This is a genomic window from Bacillus sp. C1 (assembly GCF_054570475.1).
In genome coordinates, this window is record NZ_JBTMZT010000001.1 from 776,911 (window position 1) to 794,377 (window position 17,467).

Sequence of the window (17,467 nt, forward strand, 5' to 3'; positions counted from 1 at the left end):
ATGATTATATACTACTGTTAGTACCTAGTCATAAAAATGGATGGTGCGGTATGAAGAAAAGAACAAGCAAGAAAGAAAGACAAGCATTATTACAGCAAACAATAGAAACGAATCCCTTTATAACGGATGAAGAGTTAGCTGAGCAGTTTCAAGTCAGTATACAAACGGTTCGTCTGGATCGAATGGAATTATCTATTCCGGAGTTAAGAGAACGAATTAAACATGTGGCGACAAGGCAGCATGAAGAAGATGTGAAATCTTTACCATTAGAAGAGGTAGTTGGAGAAATTATTGATATAGAATTGGATAGACATGCAATTTCTATTTTCGAAGTGAAGATGGAGCATGTATTTAAAAGAAATCAAATTGCTCGAGGACATCATTTATTTGCTCAAGCAAACTCACTAGCTGTTGCAGTTATTGATGAAGAATTAGCTCTAACTGCAAAGTCTACTATTCGATACATTCGCCCTGTAAAATTAGGAGAACGTGTTGTTGCAAAAGTGCGAGTTGAAGACGTGGAGAATGATAAAGGACGGACGATTGTCAAAGTGCGTAGCTTTGTTGGTGAAGAACTTGTTTTTGAAGGCACTTTTGAGATGTATCGATCTAGTAACTATAGTGAGGAAGGTAACAAATTATGAAAATCGCAATAGATGCAATGGGCGGCGATCACGCTCCGAAGGCAGTTGTATTAGGAGCAATGAAAGCTATTAAGGAATATTCAGATTTACATATTACGTTAGTCGGAAAAGAAGAGGAGATTCGTCAACATTTAACAAATGAAGAACGAATTACGATACTTCATACAGATGAAATGATTGAAGCGACGGATGAGCCGGTAAGAGCTGTTCGCCGTAAAAAGCAAGCTTCCATGGTACTTGCAGCGCAGCAAGTAAAAGATGGGATTGCAGATGCATGTATATCAGCAGGTAGTACAGGAGCTTTAATGGCCGCTGGATTGTTTGTGGTAGGACGTATGGAAGGGATTGAACGACCAGCGCTATCACCAACAATGCCAACTGTTGATGGAGAAGGATTTGTTATGCTAGATGTTGGAGCAAATGTTGATGCAAAACCGATTCATTTATATCAATACGCGGTTATGGGTTCTGTTTACGCTGAAAAAGTAAGGGGAATTAAAAATCCACGTGTTGGACTTTTAAATGTTGGTACTGAAGATGGCAAAGGAAATGATCTTTCAAAACAAGTATTTGCGATGTTGAAGGAAGCACCAATTAACTTTGTTGGAAATGTCGAGTCAAGAGACTTATTACAAGGTGTGGCAGATGTAGTTGTATGTGATGGTTTTACTGGAAACGTAGCACTAAAATCATTGGAAGGAACTGCACTTGCACTATTCTCTATGTTAAAAGAACAATTAATGAGTTCGTTCACAAGTAAATTAGCGGCAGCGGTATTAAAACCGAAGCTGATGGTATTAAAAGATAAAATGGATTATTCGGAATATGGTGGAGCAGCACTATTTGGATTAAAAGCTCCAGTCATTAAGGCTCATGGCTCTTCTAATGATCAATCGATTTTTAGTGCGATTCGTCAAACGAGAGAAATGGTAGCGAAAGAAGTTATTCCTACAATTTCAAGTGTAATGGAGAAAGAGCCGCTTCAATAAGAGGAGGATTTGAAATGGGAAAACTAGCATTTCTTTTTCCAGGCCAAGGTTCACAGGCGGTTGGAATGGGACAGCAATTAGCAGGGAATAATAGAGAGGTTGCGAAAGTGTTTCAAAAAGCGGATGAAGTTTTACAGGAATCTTTTTCATCATTAATTTTTGAGGGACCTCAGGAAAAGCTGACATTAACGACAAATGCGCAACCAGCACTACTGACGACAAGTATTGCAATCTTAACAGCTTTGAAACAATATGATATTATGCCTGATTATGTTGCAGGACATAGCTTAGGTGAGTATAGCGCGCTTGTTGCAGCAGGAGCGTTAACCTTTGAGGACGCTGTATACGCTGTAAGAAAACGTGGTGAATATATGGAAGAAGCTGTGCCAAGTGGAGAAGGTGCAATGGCTGCTATTTTAGGAGCAAACCCAGATGTTCTGAAACAAGTTACAGAAGAAGTGACAAATGAAGGGCACGCTGTGCAAATTGCGAATATGAATAGTACGAAGCAAATTGTTATTTCTGGAACGAAACGAGGGGTGGAACTTGCTTCTCAAAAAGTGAAGGAAAATGGTGCGAAACGAGCAATTCCGCTTCGTGTGAGTGGACCATTCCATTCTTCGTTAATGAAACCGGCAGCTGAGAAATTTCAAAGTGTTTTAAATGAAATCACAATTCAAGATGCAAACATTCCAGTTGTTGCAAACGTTACAGCAACGTGTGTTAACCGTAGTGAAGATATTCAAGGGAAGCTAATTGAACAGCTTTATTCGCCAGTTTTATGGTACCCATCTATTGAATATATGGTAGAACAAGGTGTAGATACATTTATTGAAATTGGTCCTGGAAAAGTTCTTGCTGGTCTTATGAAATCAATTGCTCCATCTGCAAAAGTATATGCGATATATGATGAAGAGACATTGAAAGATACCATTTCAAGTTTGAGAGGAGAAAGCGGATGTTAAAAGGGAAAGTAGCGTTAGTGACAGGTGCGTCACGCGGGATTGGCCGTGCCATTGCAATTGATTTAGCAAAGCAAGGGGCGACGGTTGTAGTGAACTATGCCGGCAATGAACAAAAAGCTAATGAAGTAGTTGATGAAATCAAAAGACTTGGTTCAGAAGCAATCGCGGTGAGAGCAGATGTTGCGAATGCTGAAGAAGTTACCAACCTTGTTAAACAAACTGTAGATACATTTGGACAAGTTGACATTCTTGTAAATAACGCAGGAGTAACTAGAGATAACCTATTGATGCGTATGAAAGAAGACGAATGGGATACAGTTATTGATACAAACTTAAAAGGTGTATTCTTATGTACAAAAGCAGTATCTCGCTATATGATGCGTCAGCGCCATGGTCGCATTATTAATATTGCTTCTGTTGTCGGTGTTACAGGAAATCCTGGTCAAGCGAATTACGTTGCAGCAAAAGCTGGGGTAATTGGGTTGACAAAGACTTCTGCAAAAGAATTAGCTAGTCGAAATATCACAGTAAATGCAATTGCTCCGGGGTTTATTGCGACTGATATGACAGATGTGTTAGGCGGAAATGTAAAAGAGGAAATGCTAAAATTAATACCAGCCGCTAAATTTGGAGAAGCGCAAGATATTGCAAATGCTGTAACATTTTTTGCTGCTGATCACAGTAAATATATTACAGGACAAACACTTCATGTTGATGGTGGTATGGTAATGTAAGAAAAGAAACGATTTCACCTAGTTTTTTTGTGAAATATTTAATATAATATTTGAGGGGAGGTGAATGAATTATGGCAGATGTTTTAGAGCGTGTAACGAAAATCATCGTGGATCGTTTAGGAGTAGAAGAAACAGAAGTAGTACCAGCTGCAAGTTTTAAAGAAGATTTAGGTGCAGACTCCCTAGATGTAGTTGAACTTGTAATGCAACTAGAAGATGAGTTTGAAATGGAAATTTCTGATGAAGAAGCAGAAAAAATTGCTACTGTTGGCGATGCTGTGACTTACATAGAGAGTCATCTATAATGCTTAAGTGAAGTCCCGTTTTATAGCGGGGCTTTCTCGGCTTATATCTGGAGGGACCTATGCCGTACCGAAAATATAGAGAAAAAAAATATGAAACAAAATATCGTGAAGCTTTTAAAACGTTTCAACAAAAAATAGGTATTACGTTTACAGACGAAAAATTATTAATTCAAGCATTTACGCATTCATCGTATGTGAATGAGCATCGGAAAAAACCACATGAAGACAATGAACGTCTTGAATTTCTTGGAGACGCTGTATTAGAACTAACTGTATCACAGTATTTGTTTCAAAAATATCCGACAATGAGCGAAGGGGAACTAACAAAGCTGCGCGCAGCTGTTGTGTGTGAACCATCTCTTGTCCGTTTTGCAAATGAATTGTCATTTGGTAATCTCGTTCTATTAGGAAAAGGTGAAGAAATGACAGGCGGACGCGAACGACCAGCTCTGTTAGCGGATGTCTTTGAAGCGTTTATTGGTGCCCTTTATCTTGATCAAGGATTAGATACAGTATGGGGTTTCTTAAAAGAAATCGTATACCCCAAAATTAATGAAGGTGCTTTTTCTCATGTGATGGATTATAAGAGTCAATTACAAGAATTAATTCAACGTGATGGTAGCGGTAATATCGAGTATCAAATTTTGCAAGAAAAAGGACCTGCTCACAATCGAGAATTTGTGTCACGTGTTACATTAAATGGTGTGGCGCTAGGTCTTGGTAGCGGCAAGTCGAAAAAAGAAGCAGAACAACAAGCTGCTGCAGAGGCGTTGAAAACGTTAAAAGAACAATCATAAGGAATCCCCCTTTATATGAGGGGGATTCCTTATGCATAGAATGAAACTTTATTTTTATCCCGCTATTTGCGGGCAGTAAGACCACGACTTAAAGATTCAGAGAGAAGCAAGGAGGATCCGGTGGGGTGGGCTGCTTGGAAAAGCCCGATTGGTAAGGGCTGATTAAAGTTTTATTTTATTTACGTATAAGAAGATAAATATCAATCCGTACAGTAATCTGTTTTTACAGATATAAGCGATAGAAGCGGAGAATAGGAGGAAAGCCTTTCGTGTTTTTAAAGAGATTAGAAATAGTAGGATTTAAATCCTTTGCAGAACGTGTATCTGTTGATTTTGTCCCAGGTGTGACCTCTGTAGTAGGTCCGAACGGAAGTGGAAAAAGTAATATTACTGACGCGATTCGCTGGGTGCTAGGTGAACAATCTGCAAAATCATTACGTGGTGCAAAAATGGAAGATATTATTTTTGCAGGAAGTGATACGCGAAGAGCGGTTAATGTTGCAGAGGTAACATTAACTTTAAATAATGAAGATCAGCGTTTGCCGATTGAGTATAACGAGGTGAGTGTTACGCGCCGGGTTTCTCGCTCGGGAGATAGTGACTTTTTTATTAACAAACAATCATGTCGATTAAAAGATATAGTTGATTTGTTTATGGATTCTGGTATGGGACGAGAAGCTTTTTCGATTATTAGTCAAGGGAAAGTAGAAGAAATTTTAAGCAGTAAATCTGAAGAGCGTCGCGGTGTATTTGAAGAAGCTGCAGGCGTATTGAAATATAAACTTCGTAAAAAGAAAGCTGAAGGAAAATTAGCAGAAACACAAGAAAATTTAAATCGTGTGCAAGATATCATTCATGAATTAAGTAGCCAAGTGGAGCCGCTCGAGCAGCAAGCTTCTATTGCGAAAGATTACCTTGAGAAAAAAGAAGAACTTGAAAAAGTTGAAGCGGCTCTCATTGTATATGAAATTGAAGAATTACATGAGAAATGGGAAACGCTTAGAAAGCAGTTTGGGCAGAATAAAGATGAAGAAGTAAAAATGGCAACACATTTACAAAAAAGTGAAGCGGAGCTTGAAGAATTGCGTGGACAATTGCAAGCGATTGATGAATCTGTAAATTCCTTACAAGAGGTTCTCCTTCTTTCTAGTAAAGAGTTAGAAAAATTAGAAGGACAGCGTGAATTGTTAAAGGAACGAAAGCAAAATGCAACAACGCACTGTGCGCAGCTTGAACAGTTCATTATTGAGTTAACAGAAAAAGCTAAGGTTTACGATGGAGAAATTGAAACAAGTACGGAAGAACTTATGACGTTTGCAAATCGGGTAAAGGAGTTAGAACAGAAGCTACATGAAAACGAGAACCTTCTGTCTACATATGCCGAAAACCTGGAAGAGCAAATCGAACATTTAAAAGGCGATTATATTGAACTTTTAAATCAACAAGCAAGTAACCGCAATGAACTATCTATGCTTGAGGAACAATTCAAACAACAAAATTCTAAAAATCAACGCCTTGATGAAGAAAATGAAAAGTATGTACAAATACGTATGCAAATTACAGCCAAAAAGGCGAAACTTGTAGAGAACTATGAACAAGTAAAAGAGAAAATTATAAGCGTTATTACAAATATACAAAAAACAGAAACGGCGCTTGGGAAATGTAAGACGCAATATAGTGAAAATGAAACGAAATTGTATCAAGCGTATCAATTTGTTCAACAAGCTCGTTCTCGAAAAGAAATGCTAGAAGAGATGCAAGAAGATTATTCTGGATTCTATCAAGGTGTACGTGAGGTGTTAAAAGCCCGTGAAAGCAAGCTTCAAGGAATTGAAGGTGCGGTAGCTGAACTACTTACTGTACCGAAGGAATATGAAGTTGCTATGGAGATTGCGCTTGGTGCAGCTATGCAACATGTTGTTGTCCAAACAGAAGAACATGCTCGTAAGGCAATCGCCTTTTTGAAACAAAATCGTCATGGGCGTGCAACGTTTTTACCACAGGCAGTGATCAAAGGAAGATCGTTATCATTCGAACAACTACGTATAGTAAAACAACATCAATCGTTTATCGGTGTTGCAGCGGAACTTGTACATTACGATAATAAATATGAAAACATCGTTTCAAATTTATTAGGAACAGTCATTGTTGCGAAAGATTTAAGGGGAGCAAATGAGCTAGCGAAGCAATTACAATATCGCTATCGTATTGTAACTGTTGAAGGTGATGTTGTGAATCCAGGTGGTTCGATGACAGGTGGAGCTGTAAAACAAGCGAAATCATCCTTATTAGGACGACAGCGAGAATTAGAAGAGTGGAGCAAGAAACTTGTTGAAATGGAAGAAAAAACTTCTAAGTTAGAAAACTTTGTTAGAGCGTTAAAACAAGAAATACAAGAAAAAGAAATTAAAATAAATGAATTACGTCATGATGCGGAACGAGAGCGTGTCGATGAACAAAAATTAAAAGAAGAAATTAATCAACTTGAGCTAGAAGAGCACCGTATTAATGATCGTTTATCTATCTATGATTTAGAAATAGAAGGGTTTTTACAAGATCAAGTGAAAATGCAAGAGCGAAAGCAAGAGCTGGATGGAATTTTAGAGGAGCTTCAAAAAGATATTACAGCGCTTGACGAAAAGATTATCGCTTTAACGAAGCAAAAAAGTGAGCAACATTCTTCGAGAGAAAAAGTGCAAACGGAGATGACGGAGCTAAAAGTACAAGTAGCAGAACAGCAGCAACGTTTGTCACATCAAAAAGAGAAAGTGGATCGTTTGACGAAAGAACAAGAAGAAACAGAGCGAACACTTGTAAAAACAAAAGAAGATTTATCGTTCTTAAAGCAAGAAATGACATCTAATTCAAGCGGTGAAGAGCAAATTACGAATATGATTGAAAAGAAAGCGCATGATCGAAATCAAACATCGGAATTAATTGCTTCTCGTCGTGAGCAACGTTTGACTCTTCAAGAACGGGTAGAACATATAGAGCGTGAAGTAAAAGAGACGAAAGGACGCCATAAATATGTTCTTGAGGTTTTAAAAGACCAAGAAGTGCAAATCAATCGTCTGGATGTTGAATTAGAAAATAGATTGCAACATTTACGTGAAACGTACACTATTTCATTTGAAGCAGCAAAACTGAAGTATACAATGACGATGCCGCCAGAGGATGCGCGTAAAAAGGTGAAATTAATTAAACTGTCTATTGAAGAGCTCGGAACAGTAAACTTAGGTGCCATTGAAGAGTATGAACGTGTAGCGGAACGACATACATTCTTGTTAGAACAACGAGATGATCTAGAGGAAGCGAAAGCGACATTGCATCAAGTGATTATGGAAATGGATGAAGAAATGAAAAAACGTTTCTCTGTTACATTCCAAGCAATCCGTACGGAGTTTCAATCGGTCTTCTGTGAGTTGTTTGGCGGTGGAAGAGCAGATTTAGTGATGACGAATCCGCAAGATTTATTAAATACGGGTATTGATATTGTTGCACAGCCACCAGGTAAGAAATTGCAAAACTTAGGTTTACTTTCAGGTGGAGAACGTGCTTTAACTGCGATTGCACTGCTATTTGGTATTTTAAAAGTGAGACCCGTTCCGTTCTGTGTGTTAGATGAGGTTGAAGCGGCGCTTGATGAAGCAAATGTAGCTCGTTTCGCGCAGTATTTGAAAAAGTTTAGTGATGAAACGCAGTTTATTGTTATTACACATCGAAAAGGTACGATGGAAGAATCAGATGTATTATACGGGGTAACAATGCAAGAATCAGGAGTTTCTAAGCTTGTTTCCGTTCGATTAGGTGACGGGGAAGAAGAGCTTGTTACAAGTGAATAGGAAGGATGAGAAGAATGAGTTTCTTTAAAAAACTAAAAGAAAAAATTTCAAAGCAAACAGACACTGTAACTGAAAAGTTTAAGCATGGGTTAGAAAAAACGAGAAATTCATTTGCGGATAAAGTAAATGATCTAGTATATCGCTATCGTAAAGTTGATGAGGATTTCTTTGAAGAATTAGAAGAAATTTTAATTGGTGCAGATGTTGGTGTTGCGACGGTAATGGAGCTTATCGATCAGCTGAAAGAAGAAGTACAACGACGTAATATTCAAGATCCGAAAGAAGTACAAGCTGTTATTTCGGAAAAATTAGTAGGGATTTATAAAGGCGATGAAGGCTTTAGTAATGAACTGAATATGCAACAAGATCAATTAACAGTCATTTTATTTGTCGGTGTTAACGGTGTTGGGAAAACAACGACAATTGGTAAAATGGCTCATAAGTTTAAATCAGAAGGTAAGTCTGTCTTATTAGCAGCAGGAGATACGTTCCGTGCAGGAGCAATTGAACAGTTAGAAGTATGGGGCGATCGCGTTGGTGTGGAAGTAATTAAACAAGGATCTGGTTCTGATCCAGCAGCTGTTATGTATGATGCAGTTCAAGCGGCAAAAGCGCGCGGAGTAGATGTCTTATTATGTGATACAGCAGGACGCTTACAAAATAAAGTAAACTTAATGAAAGAGCTAGAAAAGGTGAAGCGTGTTATTGAACGCGAAGTTCCAGGAGCTCCTCATGAAGTGTTGCTTGTCATTGATGCGACGACAGGACAAAATGGTTTAAGTCAAGCGAAAACATTCCGTGAAGCAACGAATGTTACAGGTATTATTTTAACGAAATTAGATGGAACGGCTAAAGGTGGTATCGTATTAGCCATTCGTAATGAGATGGATGTACCTGTAAAATTTGTTGGGCTTGGAGAGCAAATGGACGACTTGCAGCAATTTGATCCAGAACAATATGTATATGGTTTATTTGCAAATTTAGTAGAAAAAGAAGAAGTATAAAGTAGAAGGAGCGGTATTTCCGCTTCTTTTTTGTCCCGCATTAACGGGCAGTAAAACTTCCGCCTCAAAGTTCGGCGAATACAAAGAAGTTAGATGGGAGCCTTGCTGCCCGTAAAAGCCCGATTGGTGAGTGCTAATAATCAGTAGGGGGAAGAAAACCCCCACTGATTAAAGTTTCACTTTATAAAAATATAGGATGTTAAGAAAAAAACTTGACACTCTTTTAGACTCCATGTAAACTAATTCATGTAAAGGGAAATCACTTAACAAAGGATGATCCAACATGCTCGAAAAAACAACGAGAATGAATTATTTGTTTGATTTTTACCAATCGTTGTTAACGCAAAAACAAAGAAGTTATATGTCGCTTTACTATTTAGATGATTTATCTCTTGGTGAAATTGCGGAAGAATTTGATGTAAGTCGCCAAGCCGTGTATGATAATATTAAACGGACTGAAGCGATGCTTGAAGAATATGAAGAGAAATTAGTATTACTTCAAAAGTTTCAAGAGCGACAGCGACTTGTTGCAAAGCTAAAACAGCTAATCATCGAAGAAGAGCATGTGAATGAAGAAATGAAACAAGTTGTTGAAGCTATCGAAAAATTAGATTAGGAGGGCGGCAATATGGCATTTGAAGGATTAGCCGACCGACTTCAACAGACGATGCAAAAAATCCGCGGCAAAGGAAAAGTTTCTGAAGCCGATGTAAAAGAAATGATGAGAGAAGTTCGTCTAGCTCTTTTAGAAGCGGATGTTAACTTTAAAGTAGTAAAAGATTTTGTAAAGCGTGTGTCTGAGCGTGCTGTCGGACAAGATGTAATGAAGAGTTTGACACCTGGGCAACAAGTAATTAAAGTTGTACAGGAAGAACTCACTGAACTTATGGGCGGAGAGCAAAGTAAAATTGCTGTCGCTAATAAGCCGCCAACTGTTATTATGATGGTTGGTCTGCAAGGAGCAGGTAAAACAACGACAACAGGTAAACTTGCGAATTTGCTTCGTAAAAAGCATAATCGTAAACCAATGCTTGTTGCAGCTGATATTTACCGTCCAGCAGCCATTAAACAGCTTGAAACATTAGGGAAGCAATTGGACATGCCTGTTTTCTCATTAGGAGATCAAGTAAGTCCTGTTGAAATTGCGAAACAAGCGATTGCAAAAGCAAAAGAAGATCATCATGACTATGTTTTAATCGATACAGCAGGTCGTCTGCATATCGATGAAGAACTAATGGATGAATTAGCGAAAGTGAAAGAAATTGCTAAGCCGGATGAAATTTTCCTAGTTGTCGATGCGATGACAGGACAAGATGCGGTCAATGTTGCACAAAGCTTCCATGATCAGTTAGGTTTAACAGGTGTTGTGTTAACGAAATTAGATGGTGATACACGCGGTGGTGCGGCATTATCTATTAAAGCTGTAACAAATACACCAATTAAATTTGCTGGTATGGGTGAAAAGTTAGATGCGATTGAAGCATTCCATCCTGAGCGTATGGCATCCCGTATTTTAGGGATGGGTGATGTGCTAACATTAATTGAAAAGGCGCAAGCTACAGTTGATGAAGAAAAAGCAAAAGAACTTGAGCAAAAAATGCGCACGCTTTCGTTTACACTTGACGATTTTCTCGAGCAACTTGGACAAGTGCGTCAACTTGGACCGCTTGACGAATTGTTAGGGATGCTTCCTGGTGCAAATAAAATTAAAGGGCTGAAAAATGCGCAAGTTGATGAAAAACAAATTGGGCATATTGAGGCCATTATTCGTTCTATGACAATTTTAGAACGAGAACAACCGGAAATCATCAATGCTAGTCGTAAAAAACGCATTGCTAAAGGTAGCGGTACAACCGTACAAGAAATCAATCGTCTACTGAAACAGTTTGAAGATATGAAAAAAATGATGAAGACGATGACGGGCATGCAAAAAGGTAAGAAAAAAGGACTAGGTGGATTGAAGTTTCCATTTATGTAAGGAAAAAAAAGATGGCTCTGTTAAGAAAAAATACTTTACAAAGCAATAGTCTTTTTGCTAATATAATTATCTGTGTGAAATAAATTCGGAGGTGCTTTATAAATGGCAGTTAAAATTCGTTTAAAACGTATGGGAGCTAAAAAAACTCCTTTCTATCGTGTAGTTGTTGCAGATTCTCGTTCTCCTCGTGACGGACGTTTCATTGAGGAAATCGGTACTTACAATCCAGTTGCTCAACCAGCTGAAGTGAAAATCGACGAAGAAGCAGCATTAAAATGGTTAGGAAATGGTGCGAAACCATCTGATACAGTTCGTAATCTTTTCTCTAACCAAGGTATCATGGAGAAATTCCACTTATCTAAACAAGGTAAGTAATTGAGGCAATGGCTATGAAAGAGTTAATCGAAACGATCGTCAAGCCTCTTGTAGATCATCCTGAAGATGTGAAGGTTACACAGGAACTTTGCAACGGAGAGATAAAATATCGATTAACTGTACATCCTGAGGATGTTGGGAAAGTCATTGGAAAGCAAGGGCGAGTTGCAAAAGCAATTCGGATGCTCTTGTATTCAGTGGGACATCATAATCATGAAAAAGTTACACTGGAAATTCAATAAATGTTAAAAGGGCGAGGATCTGTTCCTCTCCCTTTTTTAACATTTTAAGAGAAATTGCATGTTCCATGTACGGAATGGAGATGCTTAAATTATATAGAAAACAGGGGTGACGTGCTGTTTATGACAAAGTGGTTTAATGTAGGGAAAATTGTAAATACTCATGGTGTTAGAGGAGAAATCCGTGTCATTTCTCGTACTGACTTTCCAGAAGAACGATATAAGGTAGGGAATACATTATACATATGGAGCGAAAAAGGATCAGAACCGCTTCCGGTAAAAATCACTTCTCATCGTCAACATAAAACGTTTGATTTGTTGACATTTGAAGGATATAACAATGTGGATGAAGTGGAGAAGTTTAAAGGTTCTCTATTAAAGGTGCCCGAAGAACAACTTGGTGAACTTGCTGAAGGTGAATATTATTACCATGAAATTATTGGGTGTAAAGTTGTAACAGAAGATGGAGAGGCGTTAGGGACGATAAAAGAGATTTTATCTCCTGGTGCAAATGATGTATGGGTGATTAAACGTCCGAAGGGGCAAGAGCTTTTAATTCCATACATTGATGATGTTGTGCTGCAAGTGAACATCGAAAATAAACTAGTAACCATTCATGTGATGGAAGGATTGCTATAATGAAAATTGATATTTTAACATTATTTCCAGAGATGTTCACTGGTGTGTTTGGATCTTCGATTTTGAAAAAAGCGCAAGAGAAAGAAGCAGTGGAGCTTAGAGTTGTAAATTTTCGAGATTATACAACAAGCAAGCATAATAGTGTAGATGATTATCCATACGGCGGTGGAGCAGGTATGGTTTTAACACCGCAACCTATTTTTGATGCTGTAGAAGAATTAACGAAGAAAACAGAACGTAAACCAAGGGTTGTATTAATGTGTCCACAAGGAGAACGATTTACGCAGAAAAAGGCAGAAGAGTTCGCGCAGGAGGAACATGTTATTTTTGTGTGTGGTCATTATGAGGGATATGATGAGCGGATTCGTGAACATCTTGTAACAGATGAGATTTCTATTGGTGATTATGTGTTAACGGGCGGAGAATTAGCGTCTATGGTTGTTACGGATAGTGTGGTACGTCTTTTGCCGGGGGTACTTGGAAATCAAAATTCGCAAGTTGAAGATTCTTTTAGTACAGGTTTATTGGAACATCCGCATTATACACGTCCAGCTGATTTTCGCGGCATGAAAGTACCAGATGTACTCATGTCAGGAAATCATAAGAATATTGAAGAATGGCGTCATAAGGAATCGTTGCGTCGCACATATACGCGTAGACCGGATTTACTTAAAGAACGTGAGTTATCACAACAAGAAGAAAAATGGCTCCACCAGATTGAAGAAGAACAATAACTTCATATATTTTCTATTGCAACGGGCTTAGCGATATGCTATTATAACATTTGTGCTACTGAAAGCAGTAGCCGTATTAACGATGTTCCGCTGTAATTTATTAATGACTTTATAAGAGCATCTGTTTAAAGGAGAGAATTGAATATGCAACAATTAATCGCAGAAATTACAAAAGGCCAATTAAAAACTGACCTACCTTCATTCCGTCCTGGTGACACTTTACGTGTACACGTAAAAGTAGTTGAGGGTACTCGTGAGAGAATTCAGCTTTTTGAAGGTGTTGTAATTAAACGTCGTGGTGGCGGAATTAGTGAAACTTTCACAGTTCGTAAGATTTCTTACGGTGTAGGTGTTGAACGTACATTCCCAATCCATACACCAAGAATCGCGAAAATCGAAGTACTTCGCCGTGGTAAAGTACGTCGTGCTAAGTTATACTACTTACGTAACCTTCGCGGTAAAAAAGCACGTATTAAAGAAATTCGATAAGACATGTATGGGAGCTTGTAATTGCACAAGCTCCCTTTTTCCAATCTATATGAATTTTTGATATAATACGATCAGCTTACATAATTGTGGAGGGGAAATACATGAAGAAAGAGAAGAGTTCGCTTTGGGAATGGATAAAAGCGATTTTAATTGCTGTTGTGCTAGCTGGTGTTATTAGACAGTTTTTCTTCGCGCCAATTCTTGTAGATGGCGTATCAATGTCACCGACGTTACATGACCGTGATCGAATGATAGTGAATAAAATTGGTTATCACATTGGAGAACCGAAGCGTTTTGATATTATTGTATTCCAAGCGACAGAGGAAAAAGATTATATTAAACGTGTTATCGGCTTACCAGGTGATGAAATTGAGTATCGTAATGATAAGCTCTATATTAACGGAAAACCTTATGAGGAGCCGTATTTGGACAAACAGAAACAACAACTTGCTGATGGACCACTTACATATGACTTTAAGCTTGAAGAAATTACTGGTAAAAAAACTGTTCCAAAAGGTCAATTATTTGTACTAGGTGACAATCGTCGTTTTAGTAAAGATAGCCGTACCATTGGAACGATTTCGATAGACCAAATAATGGGGAAAGCAAATATGTTATATTGGCCATTAAAAGACGCACGTATTGTGAAATAAAAGAGAAAAAGAAGGTGGCAACATGGTAATTCAATGGTTTCCAGGGCATATGGCAAAGGCGAGGCGCCAAGTAACAGAAAAGTTAAAGTTAATCGATGTTGTAATTGAACTTGTAGATGCTCGTTTACCTTTATCTTCCCGAAATCCGATGATTGATGAAATTATTACACATAAACCAAGATTGGTTGTTTTAAATAAAGCTGATATGGCGGATGATCGTTTAACTAAGCAGTGGATTGCTTACTTTGACGAGAAAGGCCATAAAGCGATTTCGATTAATGCACAAGCTGGACAAGGTATGAAAGAAATTACAGCTGCATGTAAAGTGCTTGTAAAAGAAAAGTTTGATAAAATGGTTGCAAAAGGGATTAAACCAAGAGCAATTCGCGCATTAATTGTTGGAATTCCGAACGTTGGGAAATCTACGTTAATTAATAAATTAGCAAAGAAAAATATCGCGAAAACAGGCGACCGCCCAGGTGTTACAACAGCTCAGCAATGGATTAAAGTTGGAAAAGAAATGGAGCTGTTAGACACACCGGGTATTTTATGGCCGAAATTCGAGGATGAATTAGTAGGTCTTCGCCTTGCAACCACTGGTGCAATTAAAGACTCTATTTTAAACTTACAAGATGTAGCAGTTTATGCACTGCGCTTTATGGAAAAATATTATCCAGAGCGATTAAAAGAGCGTTATAAACTAAGTGAAATACCAGAAGATATTGTTGAATTATTTGATGCGATTGGCAAGAATAGAGGCTGTCTAATGGGCGGCGGAATGATTGATTATGATAAGACGTCAGAACTTGTTCTTCGTGAACTTCGTGGTGGTAAACTTGGAAGAATGACATTTGAAACGCCGGATGAATTTGTAGAAGAGGTATAAGACGTACGTTTGTACGTCTTTTCTTTTTGGTTATTTTTTTAAAAGGAGTGTACATATAATGCAAAAACTCACAATTCACGAAGTGGAATGTTTGCTGCAAGAAATTATGACAGAAGAAGATGAACGCCTTCAAATGTTAATAAAAGATGAGCGAAAAGGTGTTCAAAAATTAATTGTGAAATGGCATAAACAAAAAGAACAAGGACAAAAAGAAAGAGCACAATTTTTAGAGATGTCTAAATATGAACAAGCATTACGTGAACGAGGGCTTTCGTATATTGCTGGAATTGATGAAGTAGGAAGAGGGCCGTTAGCTGGGCCGGTTGTTACGGCCGCTGTCGTTCTTCCAGAGGAGTTCTATATACCGGGGTTAAATGACTCTAAAAAACTCAGTGAAGCGAAGCGTGAGCGTTTCTATGGTGAAATTAAAGAAAAGGCGGTAGCGATTGGTGTTGGGATTGTAACACCTGAAGTTATTGATGAGATAAATATTTATCAAGCGACGAAAAGAGCGATGTTAGATGCGATCGCGAATTTATCATGTACACCAGAACATTTATTAATTGACGCGATGAAACTTCCTACATCAATCCCACAAACATCCATTATTAAAGGGGATGCAAAAAGTATTTCTATATCAGCTGCTTCTATTATCGCAAAAGTTACGCGTGATCGTATGATGAAGGAGTTAGGTAAGGAACATCCTGAATATGGTTTTGAACAACATATGGGTTATGGAACGAAACAACACTTACAAGCGATTGAAACATATGGTGTATTAGAAGAACATAGAAAAACATTTGCACCAATTAAAGATATGATCTAAAAATAAGCTGTGAATCTACAGCTTATTTTTTTATTTTCGCATATTAATATTACTATTTTTAAAAAAGAATAAAGCGATTTCAGTTTTCTGACACTTTATTGTAGACAGCGTGGCAATCATTTTATACAATGGCAATGTAGTGTTTTTTAAACATTAAAAAACTTTTTGAGTAAAACAGGAAAACAGGGGAGGATGGGACCATGAATATCCATGAGTACCAAGGTAAGGCAGTCCTTAGAAGCTATGGGGTTAGCGTTCCGAACGGGAAGGTTGCATTTACAGTAGAAGAAGCTGTAGAAGCAGCAAAAGAACTAGGAACAGAAGTATGTGTAGTAAAAGCGCAAATTCACGCTGGTGGACGCGGCAAAGCTGGCGGTGTAAAAGTTGCGAAAAATTTAGAAGAAGTTCGTACATATGCGGAAAGTATATTAGGTACTACGCTTGTTACGCATCAAACAGGTCCTGAAGGTAAGGAAGTGAAACGCTTACTTATTGAAGAAGGTTGCGATATAAAAAAAGAATATTATGTTGGTCTAGTTTTAGATCGTGCGACTTCTCAAGTTGTTCTAATGGCTTCTGAAGAAGGCGGTACAGAAATTGAAGAAGTAGCAGAAAAAACACCAGAAAAAATCTTTAAAGAGTATATCGATCCAGCAGTAGGTCTACAAGGCTTCCAAGCACGCCGTATTGCATTTAACATCAATATTCCAAATGAGCTTGTAGGACAAGCTGTGAAGTTTATGATGGGCTTATATCGTGCTTATATCGAAAAAGATTGTTCTATTGCAGAAATTAACCCACTTGTTACAACTGGTGACGGGAAGGTTATGGCATTAGATGCGAAACTAAACTTTGATTCGAATGCATTATATCGTCATAAAGACATCTTAGAACTTCGTGATCTTGAAGAAGAAGATCCAAAAGAAATCGAAGCTTCTAAATACGACTTAAACTATATTCCTTTAGATGGAAATATCGGTTGTATGGTAAATGGTGCAGGATTAGCAATGGCAACAATGGATATCATTAAACATTATCATGGTGATCCAGCTAACTTCTTAGATGTTGGTGGCGGTGCTACAGCTGAAAAAGTTACAGAAGCTTTCAAAATTATTCTTTCTGACAAAAATGTAAAAGGTATTTTTGTTAACATTTTTGGTGGCATCATGAAATGTGATGTAATCGCAGAAGGTGTTATTGAAGCTACGAAACAAGTAGGTCTTGAATTACCGCTTGTTGTTCGTCTTGAAGGTACAAATGTTGAGTTAGGTAAGAAAATTTTAAATGAATCTGGTTTAAATATTGTTGCAGCAGAATCTATGGCAGACGGTGCACAAAAAATTGTTTCACTAGTGGGCTAATAGAAAG

19 protein-coding genes are annotated in these 17,467 nt (G+C 37.9%); all 19 read left to right on the forward strand.

Translation table 11 applies throughout. From position 1 onward, the window contains the following. Nucleotides 1-50: 50 nt before the first annotated feature. The 19 genes from fapR (at nt 51) to sucC (ending at nt 17,460) form a co-directional block, all read left to right on the forward strand. Nucleotides 51-644 carry a transcription factor FapR gene (fapR, locus tag ACX5JI_RS04160; protein ID WP_459499817.1) on the forward strand — a complete coding sequence of 198 codons (594 nt, stop codon included), beginning with the start codon at nt 51-53 and terminating at the stop codon, nt 642-644. Then, nucleotides 641-1,633, forward strand: a complete 993-nt coding sequence (plsX, locus tag ACX5JI_RS04165; RefSeq protein ID WP_459499818.1) for a phosphate acyltransferase PlsX — start codon at nt 641-643, stop codon at nt 1,631-1,633. The genes fapR and plsX overlap by 4 nt, the downstream gene beginning before the upstream one ends. 14 nt (nt 1,634-1,647) lie before the next feature. Continuing rightward, the gene (gene fabD / locus ACX5JI_RS04170) at nt 1,648-2,598 is read left to right on the forward strand and encodes an ACP S-malonyltransferase (protein ID WP_459499819.1); all 951 of its coding nucleotides are present in this window, start codon (nt 1,648-1,650) and stop codon (nt 2,596-2,598) included. Next, the gene (fabG, locus tag ACX5JI_RS04175) at nt 2,592-3,332 is read left to right on the forward strand and encodes a 3-oxoacyl-[acyl-carrier-protein] reductase (protein WP_459499820.1); all 741 of its coding nucleotides are present in this window, start codon (nt 2,592-2,594) and stop codon (nt 3,330-3,332) included. The genes fabD and fabG overlap by 7 nt, the downstream gene beginning before the upstream one ends. A 71-nt stretch (nt 3,333-3,403) precedes the next feature. Further along, entirely contained in the window at nt 3,404-3,637 is a 234-nt protein-coding gene (acpP, locus tag ACX5JI_RS04180) for an acyl carrier protein (RefSeq protein WP_000786063.1), read from the forward strand. A gap of 59 nt (nt 3,638-3,696) precedes the next feature. After that, a complete protein-coding gene (rncS, locus tag ACX5JI_RS04185; protein ID WP_459499821.1) occupies nt 3,697-4,434 on the forward strand; it encodes a ribonuclease III in 738 nt (245 codons plus the stop codon). A 269-nt stretch (nt 4,435-4,703) separates the two neighbouring features. Continuing rightward, nucleotides 4,704-8,276 (forward strand): chromosome segregation protein SMC, encoded by a 3,573-nt coding sequence (gene smc / locus ACX5JI_RS04190; protein WP_459499822.1) that lies wholly within the window; start codon nt 4,704-4,706, stop codon nt 8,274-8,276. A 14-nt stretch (nt 8,277-8,290) separates the two neighbouring features. Then, complete coding sequence (gene ftsY, locus ACX5JI_RS04195; RefSeq protein WP_459499823.1) at nt 8,291-9,280, forward strand: signal recognition particle-docking protein FtsY; 990 nt, start codon at nt 8,291-8,293, stop codon at nt 9,278-9,280. A 283-nt stretch (nt 9,281-9,563) separates the two neighbouring features. Further along, complete coding sequence (locus tag ACX5JI_RS04200; protein ID WP_459499824.1) at nt 9,564-9,896, forward strand: putative DNA-binding protein; 333 nt, start codon at nt 9,564-9,566, stop codon at nt 9,894-9,896. Nucleotides 9,897-9,908: 12 nt separating this feature from the next. Then, entirely contained in the window at nt 9,909-11,258 is a 1,350-nt protein-coding gene (gene ffh, locus ACX5JI_RS04205; RefSeq protein ID WP_459499825.1) for a signal recognition particle protein, read from the forward strand. A gap of 102 nt (nt 11,259-11,360) precedes the next feature. Continuing rightward, nucleotides 11,361-11,633, forward strand: coding sequence for a 30S ribosomal protein S16 (gene rpsP, locus ACX5JI_RS04210; protein ID WP_000268748.1), 273 nt, complete (start codon nt 11,361-11,363; stop codon nt 11,631-11,633). Between the two features lie 14 nt (nt 11,634-11,647). Beyond that, nucleotides 11,648-11,875, forward strand: a complete 228-nt coding sequence (locus ACX5JI_RS04215; RefSeq protein ID WP_033664774.1) for a KH domain-containing protein — start codon at nt 11,648-11,650, stop codon at nt 11,873-11,875. A gap of 120 nt (nt 11,876-11,995) precedes the next feature. Continuing rightward, on the forward strand, nt 11,996-12,511 hold the full coding sequence (rimM, locus tag ACX5JI_RS04220) for a ribosome maturation factor RimM (protein ID WP_459499826.1): 516 nt from the start codon (nt 11,996-11,998) through the stop codon (nt 12,509-12,511). Beyond that, nucleotides 12,511-13,245 (forward strand): tRNA (guanosine(37)-N1)-methyltransferase TrmD, encoded by a 735-nt coding sequence (trmD, locus tag ACX5JI_RS04225; RefSeq protein WP_459499827.1) that lies wholly within the window; start codon nt 12,511-12,513, stop codon nt 13,243-13,245. The genes rimM and trmD overlap by 1 nt, the downstream gene beginning before the upstream one ends. Nucleotides 13,246-13,389: 144 nt before the next feature. Beyond that, nucleotides 13,390-13,734 (forward strand): 50S ribosomal protein L19, encoded by a 345-nt coding sequence (gene rplS, locus ACX5JI_RS04230; protein ID WP_001186515.1) that lies wholly within the window; start codon nt 13,390-13,392, stop codon nt 13,732-13,734. Between the two features lie 101 nt (nt 13,735-13,835). Continuing rightward, nucleotides 13,836-14,387, forward strand: coding sequence for a signal peptidase I (gene lepB / locus ACX5JI_RS04235; RefSeq protein ID WP_459499828.1), 552 nt, complete (start codon nt 13,836-13,838; stop codon nt 14,385-14,387). A 22-nt stretch (nt 14,388-14,409) separates the two neighbouring features. Beyond that, a complete protein-coding gene (gene ylqF / locus ACX5JI_RS04240) occupies nt 14,410-15,273 on the forward strand; it encodes a ribosome biogenesis GTPase YlqF (RefSeq protein WP_459499829.1) in 864 nt (287 codons plus the stop codon). Nucleotides 15,274-15,331: 58 nt separating this feature from the next. After that, nucleotides 15,332-16,099 carry a ribonuclease HII gene (gene rnhB / locus ACX5JI_RS04245; protein WP_459499830.1) on the forward strand — a complete coding sequence of 256 codons (768 nt, stop codon included), beginning with the start codon at nt 15,332-15,334 and terminating at the stop codon, nt 16,097-16,099. A 200-nt stretch (nt 16,100-16,299) separates the two neighbouring features. Further along, on the forward strand, nt 16,300-17,460 hold the full coding sequence (sucC, locus tag ACX5JI_RS04250; protein WP_459499831.1) for an ADP-forming succinate--CoA ligase subunit beta: 1,161 nt from the start codon (nt 16,300-16,302) through the stop codon (nt 17,458-17,460). Nucleotides 17,461-17,467: the final 7 nt, after the last annotated feature.

Coding starts and splice junctions, on each gene's coding strand:
- fapR (WP_459499817.1), top strand. CDS start 51: ATGAAGAAAAGAACAAGCAAGAAAGAAAGACAAGCATTATTACAGCAA.
- plsX (WP_459499818.1), top strand. CDS start 641: ATGAAAATCGCAATAGATGCAATGGGCGGCGATCACGCTCCGAAGGCA.
- fabD (WP_459499819.1), top strand. CDS start 1,648: ATGGGAAAACTAGCATTTCTTTTTCCAGGCCAAGGTTCACAGGCGGTT.
- fabG (WP_459499820.1), top strand. CDS start 2,592: ATGTTAAAAGGGAAAGTAGCGTTAGTGACAGGTGCGTCACGCGGGATT.
- acpP (WP_000786063.1), top strand. CDS start 3,404: ATGGCAGATGTTTTAGAGCGTGTAACGAAAATCATCGTGGATCGTTTA.
- rncS (WP_459499821.1), top strand. CDS start 3,697: ATGCCGTACCGAAAATATAGAGAAAAAAAATATGAAACAAAATATCGT.
- ftsY (WP_459499823.1), top strand. CDS start 8,291: ATGAGTTTCTTTAAAAAACTAAAAGAAAAAATTTCAAAGCAAACAGAC.
- ACX5JI_RS04200 (WP_459499824.1), top strand. CDS start 9,564: ATGCTCGAAAAAACAACGAGAATGAATTATTTGTTTGATTTTTACCAA.
- ffh (WP_459499825.1), top strand. CDS start 9,909: ATGGCATTTGAAGGATTAGCCGACCGACTTCAACAGACGATGCAAAAA.
- rpsP (WP_000268748.1), top strand. CDS start 11,361: ATGGCAGTTAAAATTCGTTTAAAACGTATGGGAGCTAAAAAAACTCCT.
- ACX5JI_RS04215 (WP_033664774.1), top strand. CDS start 11,648: ATGAAAGAGTTAATCGAAACGATCGTCAAGCCTCTTGTAGATCATCCT.
- rimM (WP_459499826.1), top strand. CDS start 11,996: ATGACAAAGTGGTTTAATGTAGGGAAAATTGTAAATACTCATGGTGTT.
- trmD (WP_459499827.1), top strand. CDS start 12,511: ATGAAAATTGATATTTTAACATTATTTCCAGAGATGTTCACTGGTGTG.
- rplS (WP_001186515.1), top strand. CDS start 13,390: ATGCAACAATTAATCGCAGAAATTACAAAAGGCCAATTAAAAACTGAC.
- lepB (WP_459499828.1), top strand. CDS start 13,836: ATGAAGAAAGAGAAGAGTTCGCTTTGGGAATGGATAAAAGCGATTTTA.
- ylqF (WP_459499829.1), top strand. CDS start 14,410: ATGGTAATTCAATGGTTTCCAGGGCATATGGCAAAGGCGAGGCGCCAA.
- rnhB (WP_459499830.1), top strand. CDS start 15,332: ATGCAAAAACTCACAATTCACGAAGTGGAATGTTTGCTGCAAGAAATT.
- sucC (WP_459499831.1), top strand. CDS start 16,300: ATGAATATCCATGAGTACCAAGGTAAGGCAGTCCTTAGAAGCTATGGG.